We start from the raw sequence: 24066 nt of genomic DNA, 5'->3' as shown, positions 1-24066 counted from the left end.
CGGACGCTTACTTTAAAAAGTAGAAATACTAGTTTTACAGTCCGCATTTTTAAGAATGTAAGCATTTGTATCCATACATAATATGTAATTTGCTAAAAAAAATGCCGGAATTACCTGAAGTATATGGATATCAACAATATCTGGAAAACACCGCCCTTCATCAAAAAATTGTGGCTTTTGATTGTCGGGACGCACGATTATTAAAAAAACCCTTAGCTGATTTTGAAACATCTTTAATCGGCTCAGAATTTACAGGTACTCAACGTATCGGGAAGTATCTATTTGTAAAAACCTCCGGTAAGAAAATAGTATTGATGCATTTTGGGATGACCGGTAAGCCTACCTACTATAAAGAAGCAGAAGATCGTCCTAAATTCGGGCATATTGTTTTGACTTTTGAAAACGGTTTTCACTTTGCTTTTGAAAACAAAAGAAAATTTGGTCGTTGGGATCTGGTAGATACTATCGAGGCTTATCAAAAAGAACATAAGTTAAGTAAAGATACCCGGGATATTAGCTTAGAAGAATTCAAGGCAGCCCTCCGGAATCGGAAAACAGCCATTAAAAAAGTAATTATGGATCAAAGTGTTACCGCCGGGGTTGGTAACTGGATTGCAGATGATGTATTATACCAGGCTCAAATTCACCCGGAAAAGAATGTTGCGGATTTGAGTGAAGAAGAAATCATACGGGTGTATACTAAATTACAATATGTTATAGAAACTGCTATTGATCTTGAAGCTCATTATGAAGATTTTCCTGAGCAGTTTATGATGCGAAAAAGACGTGAGATTGGTGCTGACTGTCATTATACGAACGGTAAGATTGAAAAGATAGTTGTAGGTGGAAGATCCACGTACTATTCTCCGAAGTGGCAACACTTGTAAATTATTTTTGATCAGATTTAACCAAACCTGCTTTTTTCACTAGTAGTGCAGTCGATTCTTGCTTTGCTGACTGCGTTGCTTCTGCTTTAGTAAAAACCGAAGCTTTGCATAAGACACCATCCCATAGCCGGATTGATTTGCATCAGATTGGTTTCGGTGCTTTCTGGCATTACAACTTTGAAACAATAAGCGACGAATCTCATATATAGAAAGCTTAGGAAATTTTTCCAGAATTTTAACGGCTAAAGAAGCTACGTAAGGTGCCGCCATACTAGAACCACTTTTAGCTATCAATCCGTGCCCGGGTTCTAATTGATATTTTGAAGCAGAACGGGCTGCAACAATCTTATTTCCCGGGGCCAGAACTTCCGGCTTCACCCGACGATCAATCGTTGGTCCAGCACTGCTAAAGGACATTGGGTCGCGTTCCAGGCTTTTTTGATTATATGCCCCAACTGCTATGGTTAAAGGGGCATTACAGATAGAACCAATCGTAAAATTGGTATCGACATCTTGCGGAGCTAATCGAGATTGCCCCATATCATCCCGCTCTACATACACATGATATTCTCCGTTTTTAACCTGTCCCCCTTTTAATTTTAAAATTAGTTTTCGGGATTCCGGTCGTTTAGACAAGATGATATTAATATGATTCTTTCCAGTATTTGGTTCTTTGCTCCGATGGTAAATAATTCCGTTTTGAATTTTATCATAATTGAGTACCGCATCATTAAATGGTTCTGACCTTCCTATTAAAATTCCATTATCTGTATACAATTCGGCGGTAATACGATCTTCGCCTTCATACCAAACCTCAATTTCGTTGGCAGAGGGGTCCCTTCGTTTAAACAACCAGGTAATTTCTTTACTTTCTCCTTCTTTTAAGATACCTACATGGTGGCAATCCGCTTTAAAGTAATTTCCGGTGCTTTGTACGATAACTGTTGCTTTCCTATTTTTAACTGCATTATTTAAAGCAATTTCTACCAGGGTTTTACCAGTATGGTCACTACAGTGCCCCCCTAAGCTTAAATTAATAACACAAGGGCGCTCCCCTGCCTGCTCCAGGATAAAATCGATCCCTTCGATTAACTTAACCGAGTCTCCTAAAGATAAATCCGAACCATTTACATAGCTCGACCCCATATCCACGGCTACGATGGGAGATGTAGATGCCAATCCTCTGGCCCCGGAGGCTCCTGAACTTGCGGCAATTCCCAATACATGGGTTCCGTGCATACCTCTACCGAATCGATCATTTTTACCGGGATGGTACCCCAAAAAACGGTATGGGCTCTGAGATGTAATTGCTCGGTTCATTTCAGGGGCGTTAAAAATCTCCCCATACCCATATTTATTTGAATTGCGATACGGTGTAGGTTGTACCCATATTTTTTCAAAACGTGTTTTCCCATAGGCATCCTGAAAATCCCTATGCCCAAAATCAAAACCAAAATCAATAATCCCAAAAACCACCGGACTTCTTTTATAGTTACTACTCACCAAATTCTGGTGTAATTCCTGAAACGCCCCAATACTAACATCAGTGATGCGCGAATTTTTATAATTAGCCGGGATGACCTGTGGTGCTTTTAAACTACGTGTGGCTTTATCATCATATACCGATAAAAGATTTTTCCTTAAAATCCGGCAACTGATCACATCTCCAAACTGGGAAATAACCTTACAATTTTTGGGATATATATTTGCCTTATGCAACCTTAGCAGTAAAGAGAGTTCTTCCCGGGGATTCCCTCGTACAATTAATTTTAATTTTGGATCCATCCTATATGTTTGTAGTAGTTAACCCCTGTTCTTTAATTTCATCTATAAATGAAGTTACCTTTCTTAAAAAAGGCATAATTTGTACAATATCAGGCATTGATATTTTTCCAAGCATTTCAGAGAACTCCGCTACAAACTCTTCTGTTAAAGCACTTTGATATAATTTATAACTCTTTTTAAGTTCCAGCGAATTTTTTAAGGCTTTTACTTTTTGTAATTTCTTTTTGAACTCAGGATCTTTAAGGTTGGATTGAATTTTATCCAGGTCATTTTTTACAAATTGTTGCTGCCAGTTGTCCAGGGGGATGTTGAACTTATCAATTAAAGCTTTTGTATTAGGCTCCAGGATCATGTTAAAGTGATTGTCAAAACGTTTTTGAATTGTTTGCGTTTGCTGTTTTACTTCTTCCCCGTAGGTTTTTACTATTTCTTTAATTTCATTAATTGCAGAATTTGTAAAACTATTTTTCCCGATAGCTTCTTCTTTTTTAGCAAACTCATATATTCTATGTTTTTTAATACCGTTAATAGTATCCTTCGTTTTATTGAAAAGCTTTTCGTTATTAAATGTTTTGGTAGTACTCATTACTTTTTGTTTTTAAGTTAAAATAGAGGTTATTACAGTTGTTATTTGTTCAACCCTTTTTTAAGTTGGGTATACTAAATAGCGTTTTTTAAACTTTTATTTTATATAATAACCTCTATTAGATTCGTAAAAAACTATTTATTCATCATTAACAATAGTATAGGTAACATCGCATTTGTATCAGATGATCCTGAGTTGTTATTATTCATCAGGAGTATTAACGGTAACATCATATCATTGGATGATTTACCAGTTCCTGAGTCACCCGCAGTTGTAAGCATCGGGAGTAACAAGCTTAAGGTTTGGTCAAAATTTACCGTTTTGTTATCTACTTTTTCTTTAACGGTTACTTCGCCTTCACCATCCTGCGGAATGTTAACTTCCAGGTTAGATTCATCAAATTTCGGTTTATTTAACAACGAACTTAACATGCTCATTTGTTGCATATTTTTAAGAACTTTAGTTTGATTTGCATCTTTCCTGGCAATATCTTTTACAATAGTTGCATACTTTCCATCCAGGGCTTTCACCGTTTTTCCGTTAGAAATTACACTCTTTTTAATCCCGTTGACATCTTTAGAAATCGCATTTAATGCTGTTTTTAAATCTGTTTTGGTAATGTACTTTCCGGTTTTATTTGGTAAACGCCTTCCAAAGTTTGAACGCTTTTTAACCCGGCTGCTTAATCGTGGTGAAAGTCTTTTAAATTTGTTGTAACGGGATCTTGAGTTTCGACGGTAAGGCTTTCGTTCGTCAAAACTTTCTCCATACTCCTCCTCCAGTTCAAAATCATCTTCGTCTAACAAATCGTCGTCTAGAAGGTCATCTTCGAAGTAACCATCATCTAACAGGTCTTCTATTAGTAGACTTTCGTCATATAAATCATCTGCGTAATACATAATATTTTCTTATTTATTGTTATTATTTTTTTGTTCTACTCTATGTAAAGCTGGTAAAACCAATTCTGAATAGTAGGATGGATCGGGCATGTAAAATCCCGGGGTACCCTTGCCTTCGCATTGCTCACAATAGGCATCGCACCCAAAACAATCCGGGCAAGCTCCTACGGCCAAAGCAAAATCATAATTAATTGCAGATTCATTAACTACCTCTCTTTTTAAATAGTTAATAACCCGTTGCGAATGATGTAATGCTTCTTGTAACCTACTTATGCTTTCCGGAAGCTCTCTAGATTGATGCTTTGTTGCATCAGGATGCTGTATTTCTATAGTATCCTCGTCTTCAATTGTGCTATCCTCTTCATGAGTATTTTGCTGTGTAGCCTGTATGGCTTCAATCATCGTAATCATTTCGGTAAGCTCCGGTTTTTGTGCCTTTAGATATTCAAGAATTGGTTTCATGCTTTACTCTTTATATCAATTCTTCAATCAGACTTTCTGCTCTTTCTGCTCTTTCTTCCGGGTTGTTGACAATTAACTCTCCGTATTCATTGACAGCATACGTATCATCATCCAGTAAATCTTCTTTATAATAATCTGCAAGGATGCCTTCTGTCAGATAATTTACCGTTTCCATTAAGTCTATATAGTCATAATCATTTTCGGTAATATTTTCAGTATGCGAATCTCCATGAGCCCGCCCGAACATTAACGCCTGAAATTGAGGGTTATCGATTACCTTGGATAAGGTAGCTGACGAATTTTCGTTAAAATCTTCTCCCCACCGGTATCTTGGTCTTACCGGATTTTGGGCAGCGTAACGATTTGCTCCCCTGATTGCAGCTCTTCCTGCTCTTCGTAAATGCCTTCCGGATCTACGTAAAACCCCTCTAACTCTCGGATCCAATCTTCTTCTGCTCCCCCCACGACGACGTCTATAAGAGCGTCCGGACCGCCGAATATTACGATCTAGTGCCTTGGCTCCTGCCCCGGCAAGGTTTCCAGCCATACCGCCTACCATCTTACCTAAGTGTGGAGCTCCAAATTTTGCTCCTAAAGCGGTTCCCGCAATTGGCGCTGCTACGGATGCTACTTTTAATACACCCGAACCTACCTTTTTAGCAATATTTTTTAACTTCCCCCAGAATTCTGCAACCTCTTCTGGTGACATCTCGCTAATCTGTTCGATCAGGTACTCATCAATATCTTCCTGGCTTGCATCGTATAATTCCTGATGAAAAGCATATCGTGCTGCTTCATAAAAATCTTCTTCACTAAAAGATTCCCCATGAAAAACTTCTTCGTATAAATTCATAATAATTAAGTTTATAATAATGCCTACTCTCTCGTATAGTTTTTCGGCTGCCCCTATGTAGTTCATGAAATACAAGTACAAAGATGGCTGGCAATAAACTTATAATCGAGAGGAAAAACGCCTTTTACGTATTGGTTTTTAACGGATTATAATTGCGATGTTTTTCATCTGGTAGTAAAGGAAAAAGTATAGTAAAAAAGGGTGAAAACACGGTTTTATAGAGAGGTTGGCTTTTCTATCTTGCCGCCTTAATTAAAAAATATATAACTATCATGAAAAAATTACTTCACAGAAATCTAGTAGTACTTGTAGTAACTGTATCTTTATTAACAGCATGTGATCAAATTCAGCAAAAAGGAAATGGTGATGACCAAAGTGTTACTATAAAAAAGTTAAGGTCTAAAGTAGATAGCTTACAAAATATAATAAAGCAAGATAAAACTGTAGATGAAGAGTTTCTTAGCAGATTCTATATTGACACAACAAAAATAAGAAGTTTTGAAACTGCTTATACAGTAGATCGATTGAATATTGTTCAAAAAGAATTGGGTATTAAAGACCCAAGATCTATTTGGTTCCCCATCAAACAAATAAAAGAGTATATTAAATATACTGAATTAGAAGCACAGAAAAAAAATTATAAAAATTTAGGGCTTAAATTTTATTTTGGTGTAAACAATATTATCACTCGTGACTATATAGAAAAGGGGAAACTAACATTATTTATGATTGGAACTACGCAATCGCCAAAAAATCAAGTGAGAAAGAATAACAATTCAACTCAGTTGGTTCAATCTGTAGTCAATGAAGACAAAAATAGACCTATTGAAGGTATGGAAGCTTCAAATTTTGGACATATGGGAGGCGACTCTCTTGTACCAGAAGATTAAAATTAAAAAACCCTCAACTCAATGTATAGCACCCTTTTTTTAAAATTTAGTATTAGTTTTATGGAGTTGGTTGCAGCCATAGTTGCAACTATAACTTATCCCAAGTATAAACAAACCAGTGAAAAAAATTTCGTTTACTTTTTTTGGATAGTCTTTTTGTTTGATATTACTGGTTATTTAGTAAAAACATATACCGAAATATCAAACTGGTTTGTTTATAATGGATTGTTATTTTTTTATTTTTCATATTTTCTGTATTGGTATTCAACAATTATTGTTAATAGAAAAGCAATTTATTCTTTAATAACTTTTTATTTAATTGGAGTTTTATTACAAATAATTGATCTGGATTTTTTTAGTAAAGTTTCGGTCAATCATTTTTCAATTGGAGTAATAAGTATCATAGTTTGTACACTCTTATACTATCTACAAATTTTACGAAGTAATACAATCTTTAGTTTTAAAAATAGTCTCCCATTTTGGATAACAATGGGCAACTTAATTTTATTTGTGGGTTTATTGCCTTTAATGCTACTCGTAAGTTATTTAAAAACAGAAATGTTAAGTTATAAAATCGTCCTAAATTTACTTAACTTGATTGCTTACACCTGTTATATTTTAGGGTTTTTATGGACGAAAAAGAAATAAATGACTTATTCCTATTACTATCTATCGTTGCCTTTTGCATCGCGGTGGTGTTAGTGACGTTATTTATTATCTTTCAAAAGCGAAAAAATAAATTGCTTTTAAATCAAAAAGATGCTGAAAAGCGGTTTGAAAAAGAAATTATCACCTCAAAAATTGAAATTAAGGAAGAAACTTTTCGTAATATTAGTTGGGAATTACATGATAATATTGGGCAGTTGATTACTTTGGCTAAATTACAGTTACAAAATGATGATCATAAGGAAGCGATTAACCAAACTCTGACTAATGCGCTAGAGGCGTTACGGACGTTGTCCAAAGCAGCAAACCCTGAGGCTTTAAAAAATATTTCTTTTGTTGAGGCATTGCGACAGGAGATTGAACGTTTTAACCGATTAAAATATTTAAAAGCTTCGGTAAAAACAAAAGGAACCGTTGTAGAATTGGATGCAAGAGTTGAAATTGTACTTTTTAGAATTTTACAGGAGTTTTTTTCAAATACCATAAAACATGCAAAAGCGACTGAGTTAAGTTTGTATATTGATTTTAAAGCCACCCATTTAAAAATTGATGCAATTGACGACGGTATTGGTTTTAATAATTCGGATACGGATACCTTAGGAATTGGTTTAAGTAATATTGTAAAAAGGGCGCAACTTATCGGGGCAACTGCGCAAATTGATTCTACCTTACATCAAGGCACTAAACTCTCTATTTTATATTTTTATAAAGAATGAATAATTATACCGTTGTTGTGGTTGACGACCACGTACTGTTAGCACAAGCCTTGAGCAGCCTGGTTAACTCCTTTAATAGTTTTAATGCCAGTTACCTCTGTTGTAATGGCAGGGATTTACTGGACAAGTTAGAAAATGAAAACAAGCTGCCTGATATTATTTTAATGGATGTAAAAATGCCTATTTTAAACGGTATTGAAACCACCCGGATATTAAAAGAAAAATATCCGGAAATTAAAGTGTTGGCCCTATCGGTTGAAAATGAAGAAGAAACTATTATTAAAATGTTAAAAGCAGGTGCCAAAGGGTATATTTTAAAAGATGTTGAAAAAAATGAATTATACACCGGGCTTTTAGAATTGATGAATACCGGGTTTTACCATACTAAAGAAGTATCGACAATTTTAATTAATTCCTTAAATGGTAAATCCGATAAGATCGTACTTAAAGACCGGGAAATCGAATTTTTAAAATGGGTTTGTGAAGAATTGACCTATAAAGAAATTGCTCAAAAGATGTTTTTAAGCCCTAAAACAATTGACGGATATCGGGATGCCCTGTTTGAAAAATTACAAACCCGTAGTCGAACCGGCCTGGTCATGTACGCCATACGACATAAGATTGTTGAAGTTTAGAGATCACAAACTACAAGTAGAAAAAATCACACCAATTTTAAAAGAAGAATTATTTATCTTCTTGAACCAGTTTATCTTTTTCCCAGGTACCGCTGGCTTTTATCTTTCCTTTTTTATTGTAAAATTCACCATGACCGTTCCGTTGATCATCTTTCCATTCTCCCGTGTACCTTTCACCATTTTTCCAAAAATAGGTTCCCTGTCCCTCGCGCTTATCATTTTTATATGCCCCTTCGTAATGTTCTCCGTCATCCCAGTAAAACTTACCGTATCCATCCCGAAGGTTATTTTTCCAGGTACCTTCATAACGGCTTCCGGTTTCCAATAGTGCGATCCCAAAACCATTTGCCTTATGTTTTTTAACCTGGCCTACATAATGAAGTCCGGTTCCTTTAGAGGTTTTAAAAGTTAAATATTCGTTTTCAGCGGTTTTAGTTAATTGGTTTTGTAAAGATCGGACTTTAGATTTGGCACTATTCAATTTAGTGATCAGTTCTTCCTTTAACAGACTATCTACAGGCACTTCGTTTTTATTTACAGAATCACCTGCTATTCTATTTTTAACGATAGCCTGGTTCTCTTTCTTTGTATTTATAAGCGTACTCAATAATTTGCTCCGGGCTTCACTGCCTAGATCCGTTTGTACTTTCCTGACTGCTTTCAATTCTTTTAGTAAAGCTTCCGCAGCGACATATTCTTCTACCAGAATTAACGAATCAATTTTTTTAGATGCTTGTTCGTATTGTTCGTCAGATTTCCGGTTACTCTCAAAATCATCTGTATTCTTTCCCTCATTAGCATTCAAATTGTAATATTTAAATCCAAAATAAATTGCCAATAAAGTTGAAATCACACTAACTGACAATAATACGGTTGAGGTTAATTTCTTTTTCGTAGTCATATTGCTATTGTTAATCCCTGAAATGAACTTCCGGTAGTTTGTTCTTCTTTTTTCTGAAATCCGGTGAAAAATACAAGTGCATTCGGATCGTCCAGCCTTGTTTCCAAATACCTCCGTTATCTAGAGTCTGTCCCATATTATACATTAACCCTGTAGCGGCAGTAAGTTGAGGAGAGAAAATATACCCAAAACTAGTATGCAACCTAAGGTCTTCCATTGGGCTTGCGATAACTGGTTCGCCACTTTGCATAATTAATTCAGCTTCCGGAGCTACATAAAAAACATTAGATTCAATATGGGGTTTATTAATAGGAATCTTTAAACGGAACATATATCTCCATCGATTTCTAAAAATATACTCACTCTCTTCCTTAAACCCTTTGGACCAGCGGTGTTCGATTCTAAATCGATGGTAAGCGATAGCTCGACCAACTTCCATGGCAAATTGATACTGGTGCCAAATTCGATATTCAGGAATCATATTGCGATCTTCATTCTCATCATTTACGTCATAATTCAATCGAAGTACACCTCCCAGGGCGAAGTTGATCTTTTTTGAATAGATATACCCTAATGCATGCCGGTTATAAATTTGCGCTACTTTTCCGGCAAAAGGAATATCCTCACTTTCTTGAAACCTAAAATGTGTCTGCGCTACCCAAAATAATTTTTTGGAAATACGAATATTACCGTAAGTATTGATCCAGTATTTAGTAGTAGGTTCTTTAAATACCGATCGTTCGGGCAGTAATTCAGCTTCTTCCTGGGCGTTTGTTTTTACGGATTGCCCGAGTAGGAGAACAAGCAAAAAGATAAACGTGGTATTTGGCAAACTAAAGCAGGAAAACTTACCAATTATACATGGAAAAGATAATAGCACAGTTCTAGCAGGTTTGTTAGTTGAATTAATAATGGTTAAAATTACCGCTAACGTACTATTTATTTTATTTATTTAGAAATATAAAAATGTATAATTCTCTTAAATGAACCTCTCTTTCTCCTAATTTTTTCTTAGAACAGAATTATTAATAAGGTTTAATTTTCTAAAGTTTAATTAGGAAAATCAAATAAATTATCAAATTAGTAATACTATCCCTCTTTTAAGGTATTTATTGATCTTTTTAATAAGAATATAGTGGAAAGTGTTAATTCGTCAAGACTAAATATGAACTCGCTGTATCAAACTTCAAAACTAAAAACAAAAGACTCTGGTAATGATCTTAAACCTTTTACGACTCTTAGTACTCACAAATACAGATAAAACTATTATACGCATCACTCATATATATAAACAAAAGTTGTTCTACCTGGTATTTTTAATGCTTGGTGTTACTAATATCTGCGCACAACAAGGTGTAGTCAATGAAATTAACTATACAGGAAACAAAAAGACTAAAGCCGTTTTTTTAGATCGTATTATAAAAGTTAAAAAAGGCAAGGCCATTGATTCCTTACAAATCATCAATGATATTGAACGGATCAAACGCCTGGATGGTGTTGCCTTTGCAACCTACACCGTAGAAAAAATGGGTAACGATTATAACGTAACCTATAATTTAACTGAAAACTTTAGTATTATTCCGGGGTTACGAATTGGTCAGGCTAATGATGATAGCTTTTCTTTTAGGGTGTCCGTATTTGAGTTTAACGGACTGGGACGAAACATTATTGCCGGTGGATTTTACCAGAGAGAAGTTTTTAATTCCTTTGGTTTATTTTTAGAACATCCCTATTTATTTACAAATAAACTAGGTCTGGGGATTAATTATCAAGATATTACTACACAACAACCTATATATTCCGGTGATCAGCAAACAGATTATAATTACACCTTACGAGGTCCTGAACTTACGTTATTTTACGAACACAACTTTAACAATAGGTTTGAACTGGGGTTTAGAGCGTTTGAAGAACGCTACGTAACCATCGAGGAAGAAATGCAAAACATCATACCAATTAATGCTCCGGAACCGGAATTGAATAGCCAGGTAGTACGGGCATCTTATGAATACATAGACCTGGACTTGGAATTTCATAACCTTTCTGGTGTTCGTAATTTTTTTGATGCTAATTACTTTCTTAAAAATGAAGGATTATTACAAACCGAGTATATTTTAAATAATACCACGCAATATTTTACACGTATTGGCAAACGCGGAAACTGGGCAAATCAACTTCAATTACAATACAGTAATCCGGTGGATAATACTAATTTTGTTCCTATTACCATAGACAATCAATTAAATACCCGTGGAGCTGGAAATACTATTGACAGAGGTACTGCTTCATTTGCTGTAAATACAGAATATAGATACTCTCTGATTGAAAAAAACTGGTTTGTCCTTCAGGGTAACGCATTTGTGGATATAAGTGGAATTCAGCGCCCTGGAAACGATCTTAACGATATATTTTCTGAAGATCGTTTTAGAGTATATCCCGGAGTAGGTTTCCGACTAATTCATAAACGAATATTTAACGCGGTGATACGATTTGACTATGGTTTTAATGTCACTGGGGACGGAGAAAACGGAGTGGTTTTCGGTATCGGACAATATTTTTAGTCTGACCCCAATCTTAAAACTAGGATTGTAGTTTTATCTACTAAACACGCGGAAAAGGCATTCACAATTTTAATTTTGCAAATACTACTTTCCTAAAATCATAACTCAACTTTTCCGTTAGGGGTTTGTAAGACGAGCTTTATAGCCACTTCGGTTGCTTTTTTAATCCTAAAATCATAATTTAAGTCTTTAAATAACTCATCAAATTTACGAGGGTCAGGATGTGTACCATATAGTTCTATAAGTTGACACCCCATATTCGGTAAAAATTCCGAAGGATGAATTTCACTTTTAGACCAGTCAATCATAAAAGGAATTAGTTCTACTTCCGGTGTGGCTAGGGGCATCAGTAACTCCCATTGTAAAAAAGTACCTTCTGCGGTATTCCGGGATCCCCTGGCAATAGTACCCATGCGATCATTCCATTTGTTAAGTATATCCGCATCCTTTTGTAAGCTATTTGATTTAATGGCAAAACGTGTAATTTGATCCTTGGATAACATATCAACTCCCATCCACCTGGGTGGATTGACGTCAGCATTAGTATCATCAATCGCTATAATTTCCAAGTAACACCCATTGTCCAGATTTACCAGGGCATTTTTTGTACCTTGTGTTTTATGGTACCCTCCGAATATCGGTCGTACGCCTATTTTTTCTTCAAATTCATTTATTGCAGAATCTAAGTCTGCAACGGCATATACAATATGGTCTATAGCTCTTTTGATAATAAAAACAATGTAATGAAATTTAAAGGTAAGCTTATAATGAGATATAGATTAAAGCTTAGATAAAATAATAGGATATTATCTGTTTTAAATTACAATTACTAATACTATGGTTAACCAGTAATTTCGCTTTACAAAGCAAAGAAACTCACCATTTCCTATAATTACCATTCATTCTCGTTTTATCACTATTTAAAGGAAGAAACGTCCTCTACTTTTGTATCACAAATAATTTATAACTCTTAAATAAAAAACATGAGCAAAAGAGCATTAATCGTAGGTGGAAGCAGTGGTATCGGTAGAGCAACCGCAGAAACCTTATTGGATCAAGGATGTGAAGTACACGTAGTAGGAACTAATGATGACAAACTTTCGTCTTTTAAAAGTCAGGCAAGCGGTGATTTACATACGCATAAAGTAGATATAACTAATAGTGAGGAAACTGAGAAATTGATTGCACAAATTAACGAGCTTGACAACCTTGATTATCTTGTAAATGCCTCTGGTATTTTTGGTCCTAAAGCATTTTTGGATCATACAACAACAGATTACGATTCGTATCAGGACCTTAACAGAGGGTTTTTCTTTATTACTCAGGCAGCTGCCAAAAAAATGAGTGAAACTGATGGAGGTGCTATTGTAAATGTAGGATCCATGTGGGCCAAGCAGGCAGTAAAAGCAACCCCTTCTTCTGCTTACTCCATGCAAAAAGCCGGGCTACATTCTTTAACCCAACATTTGGCTATGGAACTTGCCGACCATAAAATCCGGGTAAATGCAGTATCCCCGGCAGTTGTGGAAACTCCGGTATACGATAGCGTTTTTGGAGGAAGATCAGAGGCAAAAGAAGGACTTAAAGGTTTTAATGCTTTTCATCCTATAGGTCGTAACGGACAAGCTCAAGATGTAGCAAATACCATTACCTACTTACTATCGGATCAAGCCGGATGGGTGACCGGAGCTATCTGGGATACGGATGGCGGAGTAATGGCCGGAAGAAATTAAGCTTAATTCTTGGTTCCAGAAGCGATAGCGACCTGCCCGTCCGCAGGCGGGTCTTGAACCCTCACTGGACACTTATAAATCAGAATATAAAACGAAGTTTACTTTAATAACTTCTTATAAAAAAAGCTAAATCAATACTGTTTGACATAAATCATAGTAAAACTTTGGTTCTACATAAATAATATTGATTTAGCCTTATAACCTAAAAAAAGTATAGTATGTACGATATGAATCACCTAAAGAAATTAGGTACACTGGGAAAAAACGCAGAACCTGCCATGAAAGCATTTCAGGCGCTTGATCAGGCTGCACTTGCTGATGGAGCAATCCCAAAAAAATATAAAGAGTTAATAGCATTAGCCGTAGCACTGACCACCCAATGTCCTTATTGTCTTGAAATACATAAAAAGCACGCTGTAGAAGCGGGTGCAACCCCTGAAGAACTGGCAGAAGTAACTTTTGTAGCGGCTGCTTTACGGGCAGGTGCTGCAGTTGTTCACGGTACGCATTTAATGGATTAAAAAATGACAGAGCAAAATACTACTAAATATGTCATAGTAGGTGCTGGTCTTTCTGGTCTCACTTCGGCTTATTTTTTAAATAAGCTGAAGGAAACCAGTTTTGTTATATTAGAATCCCGTGACCGTACCGGCGGTCGTATTTCTACTATAAACGGTATTGACCTGGGTGCTACCTGGTTTCAAAATCATCATCAAAATGTCCTGAATTTATTAGATGATTTGGATATAGAAAAATTTCATCAATACAGTAATGGTAAAAGTGTTTTGGTCTATAGTTCAATGGCACCCGCACATTATTTTGAAAATGACCCTAGTACCCCATCCGCCTATAGGATTTCCGGAGGAAGTAGTGCCATGATCCGAAGCTTAACGGCAATCAACCGAGAAAAGATACAAACTTCTACAACCGTTACGGCAATTAAGGAAACAGCAACCGGAGTTGAAGTAATTACTGATAACGGAACGTATTACGCCAATAAAGTAATTATCACCATACCCCCACGTATTGCAACCCGTATTACTTTTAACCCTGAGCTTTCCGATAGAACCATAAAGGCGATGAAAACCACTCATACCTGGATGAGTAATGCGATTAAAGTAGGATTGACATTTAAAAAACCTTTCTGGAGAGAAAAGAACTTGTCAGGAACTCTGATCGGACAGGTAGGTGCGGTCACCGAATTATATGACCATAGTAATGCCGAAGATAATTCGTATGCCCTGATGGGATTTGTCAACGAAGCTTTAAGAGACATTTTACCAAAGGAGCGGAAAGAAAAAATCTTAAGCCATCTTGTAAAATACCTGGGAGAAGAAGTTTTTGACTATCTTACCTATCAAGAAAAAGATTGGTCTCAGGATAAAAACACCTCCTGTAAACGAATTAAATCCATCTATATGAGCCCTCAATATGGTAACTCAGTTTTTTCAGAGGATTATATGAATGGTAAATTGTTATTTTCAGGGGCAGAGACATCTCCGGTATACGGTGGTTATATGGATGGTGCGATTTACAGCGGAATTGTAGCTGCACAAAAATTAATTGGAGATTATTGATTCAGGCGAACATCTTTTTCTGGCAATTCCTAAAATCCGGATGAATAAACATGACTTAAAAATGGAACAATATCACCTTCACAAAGCGCACCCGGAGAAGTTACAATTTCAAATCTATGAACTGAACGAGTACCGGAGAAAGAGTGCAAAAAAAGCTGCTATACCGCATTCTCATAGTTACTATCAGATCATTTGGTTTTTTAAAGAGGGCGGCACACATACGGTAGATTTTAAAACATTTAATATTAAGAAGAATACCATTCTTTTTATTTCAAAAGATCATATCCATGCTTTTGACAATAATCTAGATGTTCAGGGATGGTTGATACATTTTAACGAACATTTTTTTATGCATAATGACGTAGATATTTTTTTAAAATACAATGTCTTTAGTTCTAAAGAAGATCCTTGTTATGAAATAGATACTAAAACGGCTCAAACTGCCTCAGGTTATATTAACATCATGAGGGAAGAACTTACAAAAAAACACCTGTTCGGTTATGAAGATATTATTAGATTTTCCCTTAAATCTCTACTTATTATATTAGAACGTATCAATCAGGATGCAAATAAAACTCATATTAAATTTAACAGTCATCACGAATTAATTTTTGCACAGTATAAAAACCTGATCGAAGAAAATTATCAAAAAGGACTTTCTGTTGCACACTATGCCGAAAGGCTTCATATATCTTCAAAAACACTGACTACCATTACTAAAGAAGTTATTGGCAAATCCGCATCTCAATTGATCTCGGAACGTATTATACTAGAAGCACAACGCTTACTTAAATTTTCAAGCCTGCAAATAAGCGAAGTAGCTTTTAAAGTTGGTTTTGAAGATGCCTCGTATTTTGTAAAGTATTTTAAAAGACACCTGGGTGTTTCCCCAAGTCATTACAGAAACCAAACGAGTGTATAAAGCTAAATCACACAAAGCATATAACATAAAAAATCAAAGCTGAAATATTTGTTCCAGGGCAATCCACTTCTCCCCTTTTTTCGCCCAGGGTAATTCCTGTTGGTATTTCCACATTAAACGTTCCCATTCCTGTACTTTGGGATTGTTCGCATCCATTTTTGCCTTTTCTTCCGGGTTAAAAGTCTCATCCACTTCCATAATCATAAACATTCTATTCCCGGTAAGGTAAATTTGCATATCCACAATACCTGCATCTTTGATGCTTTTAGTAATTTCCGGCCATGCTTTACCTTCTGCATGATACGCTTTATATGCTGCAATGAGTTGAGCATTATCCTTTAGATCACAGGCGTAACAATATCTCTTAGTGGTCATCATATTATTTCAGTTTACTATTCAACTCCTCCAACAGGATATTTTTTATAAGATCGGAACCCATAAATCGCTATAAAAACAAAACAGATCAGTGGTAAAATATATGATGTGTTTACATCAATCGTATCAATCATATAGGCTTGTAGGTACGGAAGTAAAGCTCCTCCCCCAATTGCCATAACCAGACCTGCAGCTCCCAGTTTAGCATCATCACCCACCCCTTTTAGCGCAATCCCATATATGGTAGGAAACATAAGGGACATACAAGCCGAAATGGCAACCAATGCGTACAAACCAATCATTCCCCCAACGGCAATAACAGGAATTGATAAGAGCACCCCACCTATTGCCAATGCCATTAACAGGGAACCGGGAGTTAAATATTTCAACAAAAAAGTACATGCAAATCGGGCTACAGCAAAGACAATCAAAGCATAAATTGTATAGGAACCCGCTTCAACCGAAGCTTCGGCCTCGATCATCCCGCGATCCATAAAAACTTTAGTCCCATATTGTATGGTATAAGTCCATACGCATATCTGGGCACCCACATAAAAAGCCTGAGCTAAAACACCTTCTTTATATCGTATATTCGACCATAATCGATTCATCGTACCTTTAATATCCAAACCCTTACCAGAATCCACTTCTTTATTTCTTGGCATTTTCTTTAAAAGAATAATGATAAACATTACGGCAATGACCGAGCCTATAATCACGTAAGGAGCTTTAATCACCTGTAAATCGGACATCTTAATAACTTCAAACTCTTCCTTAGGTAAAGCTGCTCTTTCTGCGGTACTCAACTTGTTCATTTTTGCTAAAATAAAATCTTTAGCTACCCAGGCACCAGTTATAGAACCAATCGGATTAAAAGCTTGTGCCAGGTTCAACCTTTGCGTAGATGTTGATTCTTCCCCCATAGAAAGTATGTAGGGATTTGCACTGGTTTCTAAAAAACTTAGTCCGCAGGTCAAGATAAAAAAGGCAGCTAAAAAAGGCCAAAACAAACCCGTAGATGCTGCCGGGATAAAGATTAATCCACCAACGGCATAAAGTGCTAAACCTAATAAAATACCGGATTTATATGAATATTTTTTGATAAATAATGCGGCTGGTATTGCCATCAGACAATAACCCCCGTAAAAAGCAACTTGTGTAAATGAACTAATTGTTTGGCTTTGATTAAATATACGGCCAAAAGCACTGACTAAAGGATTGGTAATGTCATTGGCAAAACCCCAAAGGGCAAAACAAAAAGTTATGAGTATAAAAGGCACCAGTAATCCGGATGAAATGATAGGAGCTTTAGTTGTTTGAGTCATCTGTTATAGTTTAATTCTTATACTTTTAATCAATTAAAAAGTTAAAACAAAGAATTAGATAGCATCTATGTTTTAATTGTGTCCAAAGTTTATTCTGTTAATAAAGAACGATCTAAATGAACATATCCACCGTCTACGGTTATAAATTGACCCGTAGTATGTGATGACTTTTCTGAAATAGTGAATAAACATTGATCCGCAATTTCTGCCGGCGTAGTCATTCTGTTTTCTAAAGGAATCTTTTTTACGATGGACTTTAATTTTTCTTCTCCATTTTCGAGCGTTTTGATCCAGTTATGATAAGCTGGGGTCCAACTTTCGGCAATGATAATAGCGTTTGAACGAATTCCGTCTTTAATTAAATCAACGGCCCATTCCCGGGTTAGACCAATAACTCCCCCTTTTGAAGCAGCGTACCCGGAAGTACCTCCCTGACCGGTAAGCGCAACCTTTGAACCAATGTTTAAAATATTTCCTTTCACTTTTTTAATCATAGGTAAACAGTATTTGGTCATCGCAAAAAAACTTACCATATTTAATTGTAATGAACGCATGAAATCAGCTATTGAGGCATCCAGACCTACGCCGTCATTTACCCCTACATTATTAATCAAAGCATCAATTCGTCCGTATTTCTTATCTATGACCTGGGCGGCTGCCTCAATCTGTTTGTGATCTGATAAATCCGTTTTTACAAATAATGCATCAATCCCTTTATCCTGTAACTCCTTTTCATAACCTATACCACGGTCATTCCTACAAACTATGACTGGAATAGCACCTTCATTTGCCAGGTGCTGAACAATGGTTTCTCCGATACTCCCTTTAATCCCCGCCGCTCCGGTAACCACAACAATTTTTCCTTTAAGTCCTAAATCCATAAGCATGTATTATAAGCTATTCCAAATATATTTAAAGAAAAAAGCGTCAATTCGAGTGTTTTTTCGTAATGAAATGAAGAAAAAATGTATCGAGAATAGCTTTTTTGACTAAAATCTTTATCATTTTGAACCTGGTCGAAAGACTTAATAGTTCTACTGAACGTAGATGAAATACACTTCTTCCTTTGGTCGAAACATTCGAACTGACGGATTTCATGATATGTTCTATTCAAATGAATCATATATTATAAATTATAAAATTGAATAGCATTTTTACCCATAATATCCTCCTGTTCATCCTGGGATAAAGTTGCTATAAAATTTGTGACAATATCTTTTACCTGCTTATAATTTCCGGCAACCAGGCATACCGGCCAATCCGAACCATACAGGATTCTATTAGTTCCAAAAGTATTTAACACCATATCCATATAAGGGTGCAATTGGTCTGATGTCCAGTTATGATAATCCGCTTCTGTAATCATCCCTGAAATTTTACAAGATACATTCTCGTGTTCTGCAATCTCAGTCATAAGTGTAGCCCAACCATCAAAAAACCCATCTTTAATATAAGGTTTGGCAAGATGGTCAATTACAAATTTTTGATTCGGAAACTGTTTTACAAATTCTAAAGTTGCCCCTAATTGATGTGGAAAAACTAAGATATCATAAGTAAAGTTATATTTTTCCAAAGCTGTAATTCCATTACGAAAATCAGGCCTCAATAAAAAATTAGGATCCGGTTCGCCTTGCACTACATGACGAAAACCCTTTACTTTTTTATAGGCACTATATCGTTCTAAATCACCGTTTACCTTTTGATTTCTTAAATCTACCCAACCCACAATGCCTTTAATGAAATCATTTTCTTCGGAAAGCCGAATTAAAAAATCAGTTTCGGCTAAAGTCTGATCTGCTTGCACGGCAACACATCCGTGAACGCCATTTGCATCCAGTTCTTTTTTTATATCCTGCGGATCAAAATCACGACGGATTCCTGACATATCATCGCCAATCCAACTGTGTTTTACAGGTTCGTAGTTCCAAAAATGTTGGTGCGAATCAATAACCATCATACTTATTTAAAAATGTTTTTAAAGCGGTTTTCATTCCGTTATTGGTGATATCCTTAAGGTAGGTACAAACCTTAGTTTCCAAACCTTTGTATGCTGTTAAATCCGTGCCCCAAAAGCTAATGTTTGATAAGCTAGCTTTTACCAAAGATGGAATATCATTAGTAGCCCATTGCGCTATAAAAAATTCTAAAGCAGTAGGGTCATCTTTAAGTGAATACGTATGACCCTCTCGATCTCCTTTATAAAATGCAAGTAAGGATGCTAAAGAAAATAATAAGCCTTCTGGCAGTTCATTTTTCTTCTTTATAAATTCTAATACAGATGGTAAGACCCGTGTTTTAAATTTAGAGGTCGAATTTAAAGCAATACTTAACAATTCATGTTCCAGGTAGGGATTTTTAAACCGGTCCAAAACATCATTTGAAAACCGATTGAGTTCCGCTTCCGGAAAATCCAAAGTCGGGCATATTTCATTAAAAATAACATGCCTTAGATACGTTCCGACAACTTCGTCTTCTATAGATTCACGTACTTTATCAATACCGTATAAAAACCCAACGGGAACAAGGCTCGTATGCGCACCATTTAATATACGTACTTTACGGGTACGGTAAGGTTCCATATTATCCGTAAAGACTATATTCAAATTACAAGTTTCAGATGGAATTTCTTTTTTTACACTTTCTGGCGCTTCAATTACCCATAAATGGAATTGTTCCCCTTCAACTACTAAATTATCTTTATAACCTAATTCTGCGGTAATTGCATCCATTTTATCTTTGGGATACCCCGGAACAATTCTATCCACCAGAGTATTACAAAAAGTGTTGTTTTTATGAATCCATGCTATAAATTGATCTCCTAGTTTCCAGTCTTCTGCATATTGTAAGATAATCTGTTTCAAATGATCTCCGTTTCTGTCAATCAATTCACATGGAATTATAATCAAGCCTTTGTCCTGAGCATTGCCAAAACTTTGAAAACGTTTATACAGTAATACGGTTAATTTTGCCGGATAACTACCAGGGGGTGTATCATTTAACTGATCATTCTTCTGATAAGTAATTCCTGCTTCCGTAGTATTTGAAATTACAAAGCGTATATCCGGGTTTTCTGCAAGTGCCAGATACTCCTCGTAATTTTTATAAGGATCAATTCCTCTTTGAATACAATCAATAATTTCATATTCGCTAATAGCTTTTCCGTTTTTGATACCGTTTAAATATAAAGTGTACAAACCATCCTGGTCATTAAGCAAATGAACCAACCCCTGATCTATGGGCTGAACCGCAACCACTCCGGCATCAAAATCAGCTTCTTTATTCATTTTATGCACCATCCAATCAGCAAAAGCCCTTAAAAAGTTCCCTTCCCCAAACTGGATAATACGTTCTGTATAAGTTTTGGCAGTTACCGTATTTCTATTTAATTCTTGCATTCACTTTATTTTCTCAAGTACGCTGAGGTGTTTATAAAACCTAACGGGTATGATCCTATTTAATTGAAAATTTACTTATAACGACACCCCTCTTTTCCAGGGAATAAAATCGTTATTTCCATGCAGTACTGCCTTAGACGGCGTTTCACCGCTAGCTACACTGATAATATGTTCTAAAATCTTTTCACCCATAGTGGCAATGGTATCCTCGCCCGTGATCACCGTTCCAGCGTCCATATCAATAATATCATTCATACGTTCATATAAATTCGTATTGCTCGACATTTTTAAAACCGGTGCTATTGGATTGCCTGTAGGTGTTCCCAAACCTGTGGTAAAAACGACTATAGTACAACCGGAACCGACCAAACCGGTTGTAGATTCTACATCATTACCCGGGGTACATAATAAGTGTAGACCTGGTTTTGTAACCTGCTCCGTATAGTCTAAAACTTCAACTACGGGAGAGGTACCTCCTTTTTTAGCCGCTCCGGCAGATTTCATTGCATCCGTAATTAAACCGTCTTTGATATTTCCGGGCGATGGGTTGTTTTCAAACCCTGATCCTACCGCAACCGCCGCCGCCGAATAAGCACGCATCAGACCATAAAATTTCTTAGAATCTGCCACCGTTTCGCATCGGTTAATAAGCTCTTGTTCAACTCCGTTCAACTCTGGAAATTCGGATAATACCGGGGATCCTCCTAGGGCTACTAACAAGTCTGAGGCATAACCTAATGCAGGGTTTGCAGATATTCCGGAGAAACCATCCGATCCTCCGCATTCTAAGCCCAATACCAGTTTACTTAATGGTGCTGGTTTTCTGGTAAGTTGATTTGCTTCCATCAAACCAATAAACGTATGCTTTACCGCTTCTTCTATCAGATGCCTTTCACTGGCGCTTTTCTGTTGTTCCAGATAATGAACGGTTTTGGTACAATTCGGATCAATATCTTTTATGGCTTTTTGCAGCATAGATATCTGTGCATTCTGGCAACCGAGGCTAAAGATGGTAGCTCCGGCTACATTTGGGTTTGTGATATAGCCTGCCAGTAATTTTACCAGAACTTCGGCATCCTGCCGGATCCCCCCACAACCGCCGTCATGTTTTAAGAATTTAATTCCGTCCACATTCGGGAAGAGTCTGTTTTTAGACCGCTCTTCTTTTGTTGTAATAACCGGGGTGTTTAAAATGTCATCCGGGGATGCCCCGTTTTTATAAGCATTGATCAGCGCATCCGTATCAACGGCAAAGTCCTTCTTCGTTTCATAACCTAGTTTTTCCAATAAGGCGCCTTCCAAAACGTCCAAATTCCTGTTTTCACAAAAGGTTAAAGGAATGACTAACCAATAATTAGCAGTTCCTACTTTACCGTCTTCCCTGTAATATCCGTTAAAGGTGCTACCTTTAAAATTGGTGATATCCGGAGCAGTCCATGTGTACTTCTCTCTGTCCTCTTTAAAATTTGCAGAGGCATGTTTTACGTTATCAATAGTAATCGCACAACCAGAAGGTATGGGCTGTACCGCTTTCCCAATTAATACGCCGTACATATAAATTTCATCGCCTATTTTAAAATCATATAGGGAGAATTTATGTTTTTGTTTAATATCTTCTTTTAAGATAACTTCCTGGTCGGCAATCACAGCTTTTAACCCCTTTCTTAAAGGAGTTATGGCTACAATAATGTTATCCTTTGTATCTATTTGAGCGTAACTCTGAGTCATTATCTAGTTGAAATTAACAGATGCTTTTATCACTCCTGTTTCCGGTTGTAACCAACTGTCAAAATGTGAGATCATTTCTGTAAAATCTACGGAATGCGTAATAAAAGATTCCGTAGGAAATTGATCCAGTACATTAATTACATGTTCAAAATCTTCTGTCGTCGCGTTCCGGCTACACATTAAGGTCATTTCTTTAGCATGTATTTTAGGATGTGCATAGGTCAACTCTCCTTTGGAAAGCCCTACCAGGATAAAACGTCCTCCGTGGGACATATAGTTCGGACAATCCTCCAGAGCAAACTTGTTTCCGGTAGCATCAAATACTGCTGTACAAAGATCACCATTGGTAATATTTTCTATTTCTGTTACCGCTTCTTTTCCGGCTTTTACGATAAAATCAACCCCAATTTTCTCTTTGGCGTATTGCATACGTTCCTCGTTCGTATCGATTGCGATTACCCTTGCACCTGCAATTTGTGCCAGTTTCATAATACCAATTCCGATAGGACCGCAGCCTACTATCGCCACTGTTTCCCCTTTTTGAATACTAGCTCTTCTTATGGCATGTGCTCCGATGGCCAGTGGCTCGACAATTGCCATTTCATTATCCGAAAGATGGTTTGCCTTTAACAGGATAGTTGACGGAACGGTGATTTGCTCCTGCATCCCTCCGTCACCGTGCACTCCCAGAACTTTGATGTTGGTACAACAATTTGTTTTACCATGCTTACAAGCAATACAGGTACCGCAACTTAAATAGGGCATGACTACCACCCTATCACCCGTCTTAATGCCTCTTTCATTTGCTCCTATTTCCAGCACCACAGAGGCCAGTTCGTGACCTAAAATTCGCGGATAAGTAAAAAAGGCCTGGTTACCGGCATAGGCATGTAAATCCGTACCACAAATACCTACTTTGTTAATCTGCAACAGTGCTTCGCCTGCCTTTCTGACCGGAGGGTCTTTTTCTTTTAAGAGGAACTCCCCCGGCTTCTCGCAAACTATATATTTCATTAATTTGTATTATTTATCTCTAAAAGTGACCTGTCCGGGCACTAACTTATCAATTTGTAAAATTAGGATATTAAATAGGTATCATTATAGTATATGATTTAAAAGATACCACAGAATGTTATTTAATAGTTACCTGATTCCTATCTATAAAATTAC

24 protein-coding genes are annotated in these 24066 nt (G+C 36.5%); 9 read left to right on the top strand and 15 right to left on the bottom strand.

What is annotated here, in order from left to right:
- Positions 1 to 101: 101 nt before the first annotated feature.
- Positions 102 to 887, top strand: a complete 786-nt coding sequence (locus NBT05_RS07610; protein WP_265772892.1) for a DNA-formamidopyrimidine glycosylase family protein — start codon at positions 102 to 104, stop codon at positions 885 to 887.
- A 39-nt stretch (positions 888 to 926) separates the two neighbouring features.
- Here the strand turns inward: NBT05_RS07610 and NBT05_RS07605 are convergent, their stop codons facing one another.
- The 5 genes from NBT05_RS07605 to NBT05_RS07585 form a co-directional block, all read right to left on the bottom strand.
- A complete protein-coding gene (locus NBT05_RS07605) occupies positions 927 to 2672 on the bottom strand; it encodes a S8 family serine peptidase (protein WP_265772891.1) in 1746 nt (581 codons plus the stop codon).
- Between the two features lies 1 nt (position 2673).
- Positions 2674 to 3258, bottom strand: coding sequence for a hypothetical protein (locus NBT05_RS07600; RefSeq protein WP_265772890.1), 585 nt, complete (start codon positions 3256 to 3258; stop codon positions 2674 to 2676).
- A gap of 134 nt (positions 3259 to 3392) precedes the next feature.
- The gene (locus NBT05_RS07595; RefSeq protein WP_265772889.1) at positions 3393 to 4157 is read right to left on the bottom strand and encodes a hypothetical protein; all 765 of its coding nucleotides are present in this window, start codon (positions 4155 to 4157) and stop codon (positions 3393 to 3395) included.
- A gap of 9 nt (positions 4158 to 4166) precedes the next feature.
- The gene (locus NBT05_RS07590; protein ID WP_265772888.1) at positions 4167 to 4619 is read right to left on the bottom strand and encodes a hypothetical protein; all 453 of its coding nucleotides are present in this window, start codon (positions 4617 to 4619) and stop codon (positions 4167 to 4169) included.
- 10 nt (positions 4620 to 4629) lie between these two features.
- Positions 4630 to 5472: a hypothetical protein gene (locus tag NBT05_RS07585; RefSeq protein WP_265772887.1), complete on the bottom strand. Its 843-nt coding sequence runs from the start codon at positions 5470 to 5472 to the stop codon at positions 4630 to 4632.
- Between the two features lie 272 nt (positions 5473 to 5744).
- On the opposite strand from NBT05_RS07585, the gene NBT05_RS07580 reads away from it, so the two are divergent.
- The 3 genes from NBT05_RS07580 (at position 5745) to NBT05_RS07570 (ending at position 8379) form a co-directional block, all read left to right on the top strand.
- Positions 5745 to 6362 (top strand): hypothetical protein, encoded by a 618-nt coding sequence (locus tag NBT05_RS07580; RefSeq protein ID WP_265772886.1) that lies wholly within the window; start codon positions 5745 to 5747, stop codon positions 6360 to 6362.
- A gap of 629 nt (positions 6363 to 6991) precedes the next feature.
- A complete protein-coding gene (locus NBT05_RS07575; protein ID WP_265772885.1) occupies positions 6992 to 7744 on the top strand; it encodes a sensor histidine kinase in 753 nt (250 codons plus the stop codon).
- Complete coding sequence (locus tag NBT05_RS07570) at positions 7741 to 8379, top strand: response regulator transcription factor (protein ID WP_265772884.1); 639 nt, start codon at positions 7741 to 7743, stop codon at positions 8377 to 8379. Before NBT05_RS07575 ends, NBT05_RS07570 begins: the two co-directional genes overlap by 4 nt.
- Before the next feature lie 49 nt (positions 8380 to 8428).
- On the opposite strand, the gene NBT05_RS07565 is transcribed toward NBT05_RS07570, so the two are convergent.
- Both NBT05_RS07565 and NBT05_RS07560 read right to left on the bottom strand, forming a co-directional pair.
- Positions 8429 to 9280 carry an MORN repeat-containing protein gene (locus NBT05_RS07565; RefSeq protein ID WP_265772883.1) on the bottom strand — a complete coding sequence of 284 codons (852 nt, stop codon included), beginning with the start codon at positions 9278 to 9280 and terminating at the stop codon, positions 8429 to 8431.
- A 10-nt stretch (positions 9281 to 9290) separates the two neighbouring features.
- Positions 9291 to 10088, bottom strand: coding sequence for a DUF2490 domain-containing protein (locus NBT05_RS07560; protein WP_265772882.1), 798 nt, complete (start codon positions 10086 to 10088; stop codon positions 9291 to 9293).
- A 406-nt stretch (positions 10089 to 10494) separates the two neighbouring features.
- Between NBT05_RS07560 and NBT05_RS07555 the strand changes: the two genes are divergently transcribed.
- A complete protein-coding gene (locus NBT05_RS07555) occupies positions 10495 to 11841 on the top strand; it encodes a POTRA domain-containing protein (protein WP_265772881.1) in 1347 nt (448 codons plus the stop codon).
- A 98-nt stretch (positions 11842 to 11939) separates the two neighbouring features.
- Here the strand turns inward: NBT05_RS07555 and NBT05_RS07550 are convergent, their stop codons facing one another.
- Positions 11940 to 12515, bottom strand: coding sequence for a VOC family protein (locus tag NBT05_RS07550; protein WP_265773221.1), 576 nt, complete (start codon positions 12513 to 12515; stop codon positions 11940 to 11942).
- Between the two features lie 309 nt (positions 12516 to 12824).
- Between NBT05_RS07550 and NBT05_RS07545 the strand changes: the two genes are divergently transcribed.
- The 4 genes from NBT05_RS07545 to NBT05_RS07530 all read left to right on the top strand — a co-directional run bounded on the left by NBT05_RS07545 (position 12825) and on the right by NBT05_RS07530 (position 16073).
- On the top strand, positions 12825 to 13574 hold the full coding sequence (locus NBT05_RS07545) for an SDR family NAD(P)-dependent oxidoreductase (RefSeq protein ID WP_265772880.1): 750 nt from the start codon (positions 12825 to 12827) through the stop codon (positions 13572 to 13574).
- Between the two features lie 218 nt (positions 13575 to 13792).
- Positions 13793 to 14095 carry a carboxymuconolactone decarboxylase family protein gene (locus tag NBT05_RS07540; protein ID WP_265772879.1) on the top strand — a complete coding sequence of 101 codons (303 nt, stop codon included), beginning with the start codon at positions 13793 to 13795 and terminating at the stop codon, positions 14093 to 14095.
- A 3-nt stretch (positions 14096 to 14098) separates the two neighbouring features.
- Positions 14099 to 15151 (top strand): flavin monoamine oxidase family protein, encoded by a 1053-nt coding sequence (locus NBT05_RS07535; RefSeq protein WP_265772878.1) that lies wholly within the window; start codon positions 14099 to 14101, stop codon positions 15149 to 15151.
- The gene (locus tag NBT05_RS07530) at positions 15138 to 16073 is read left to right on the top strand and encodes a helix-turn-helix domain-containing protein (protein ID WP_265772877.1); all 936 of its coding nucleotides are present in this window, start codon (positions 15138 to 15140) and stop codon (positions 16071 to 16073) included. Before NBT05_RS07535 ends, NBT05_RS07530 begins: the two co-directional genes overlap by 14 nt.
- A 33-nt stretch (positions 16074 to 16106) precedes the next feature.
- On the opposite strand, the gene NBT05_RS07525 is transcribed toward NBT05_RS07530, so the two are convergent.
- The 7 genes from NBT05_RS07525 to NBT05_RS07495 form a co-directional block, all read right to left on the bottom strand.
- Positions 16107 to 16448 carry an L-rhamnose mutarotase gene (locus NBT05_RS07525; protein WP_265773220.1) on the bottom strand — a complete coding sequence of 114 codons (342 nt, stop codon included), beginning with the start codon at positions 16446 to 16448 and terminating at the stop codon, positions 16107 to 16109.
- 17 nt (positions 16449 to 16465) lie between these two features.
- On the bottom strand, positions 16466 to 17773 hold the full coding sequence (gene fucP, locus NBT05_RS07520) for an L-fucose:H+ symporter permease (RefSeq protein ID WP_265772876.1): 1308 nt from the start codon (positions 17771 to 17773) through the stop codon (positions 16466 to 16468).
- Between the two features lie 89 nt (positions 17774 to 17862).
- Positions 17863 to 18654: an SDR family oxidoreductase gene (locus tag NBT05_RS07515; protein WP_265772875.1), complete on the bottom strand. Its 792-nt coding sequence runs from the start codon at positions 18652 to 18654 to the stop codon at positions 17863 to 17865.
- 245 nt (positions 18655 to 18899) lie between these two features.
- Complete coding sequence (locus NBT05_RS07510) at positions 18900 to 19727, bottom strand: amidohydrolase family protein (RefSeq protein WP_265773219.1); 828 nt, start codon at positions 19725 to 19727, stop codon at positions 18900 to 18902.
- Positions 19717 to 21168, bottom strand: coding sequence for a tagaturonate reductase (locus tag NBT05_RS07505; RefSeq protein ID WP_265772874.1), 1452 nt, complete (start codon positions 21166 to 21168; stop codon positions 19717 to 19719). The genes NBT05_RS07510 and NBT05_RS07505 overlap by 11 nt, the downstream gene beginning before the upstream one ends.
- 75 nt (positions 21169 to 21243) lie before the next feature.
- Positions 21244 to 22896 (bottom strand): UxaA family hydrolase, encoded by a 1653-nt coding sequence (locus NBT05_RS07500; protein WP_265772873.1) that lies wholly within the window; start codon positions 22894 to 22896, stop codon positions 21244 to 21246.
- Positions 22897 to 22899: 3 nt separating this feature from the next.
- Positions 22900 to 23910, bottom strand: coding sequence for a zinc-binding alcohol dehydrogenase family protein (locus NBT05_RS07495; RefSeq protein ID WP_265772872.1), 1011 nt, complete (start codon positions 23908 to 23910; stop codon positions 22900 to 22902).
- Positions 23911 to 24066: the final 156 nt, after the last annotated feature.

It is taken from the genome of Aquimarina sp. ERC-38 (assembly GCF_026222555.1).
In the GTDB taxonomy this organism is placed as follows: Bacteria; Bacteroidota; Bacteroidia; order Flavobacteriales; family Flavobacteriaceae; genus Aquimarina.
The sequence above is the reverse complement of the archived record's forward strand: the minus strand, read 5'-3'. Positions and strand labels throughout refer to the sequence as shown.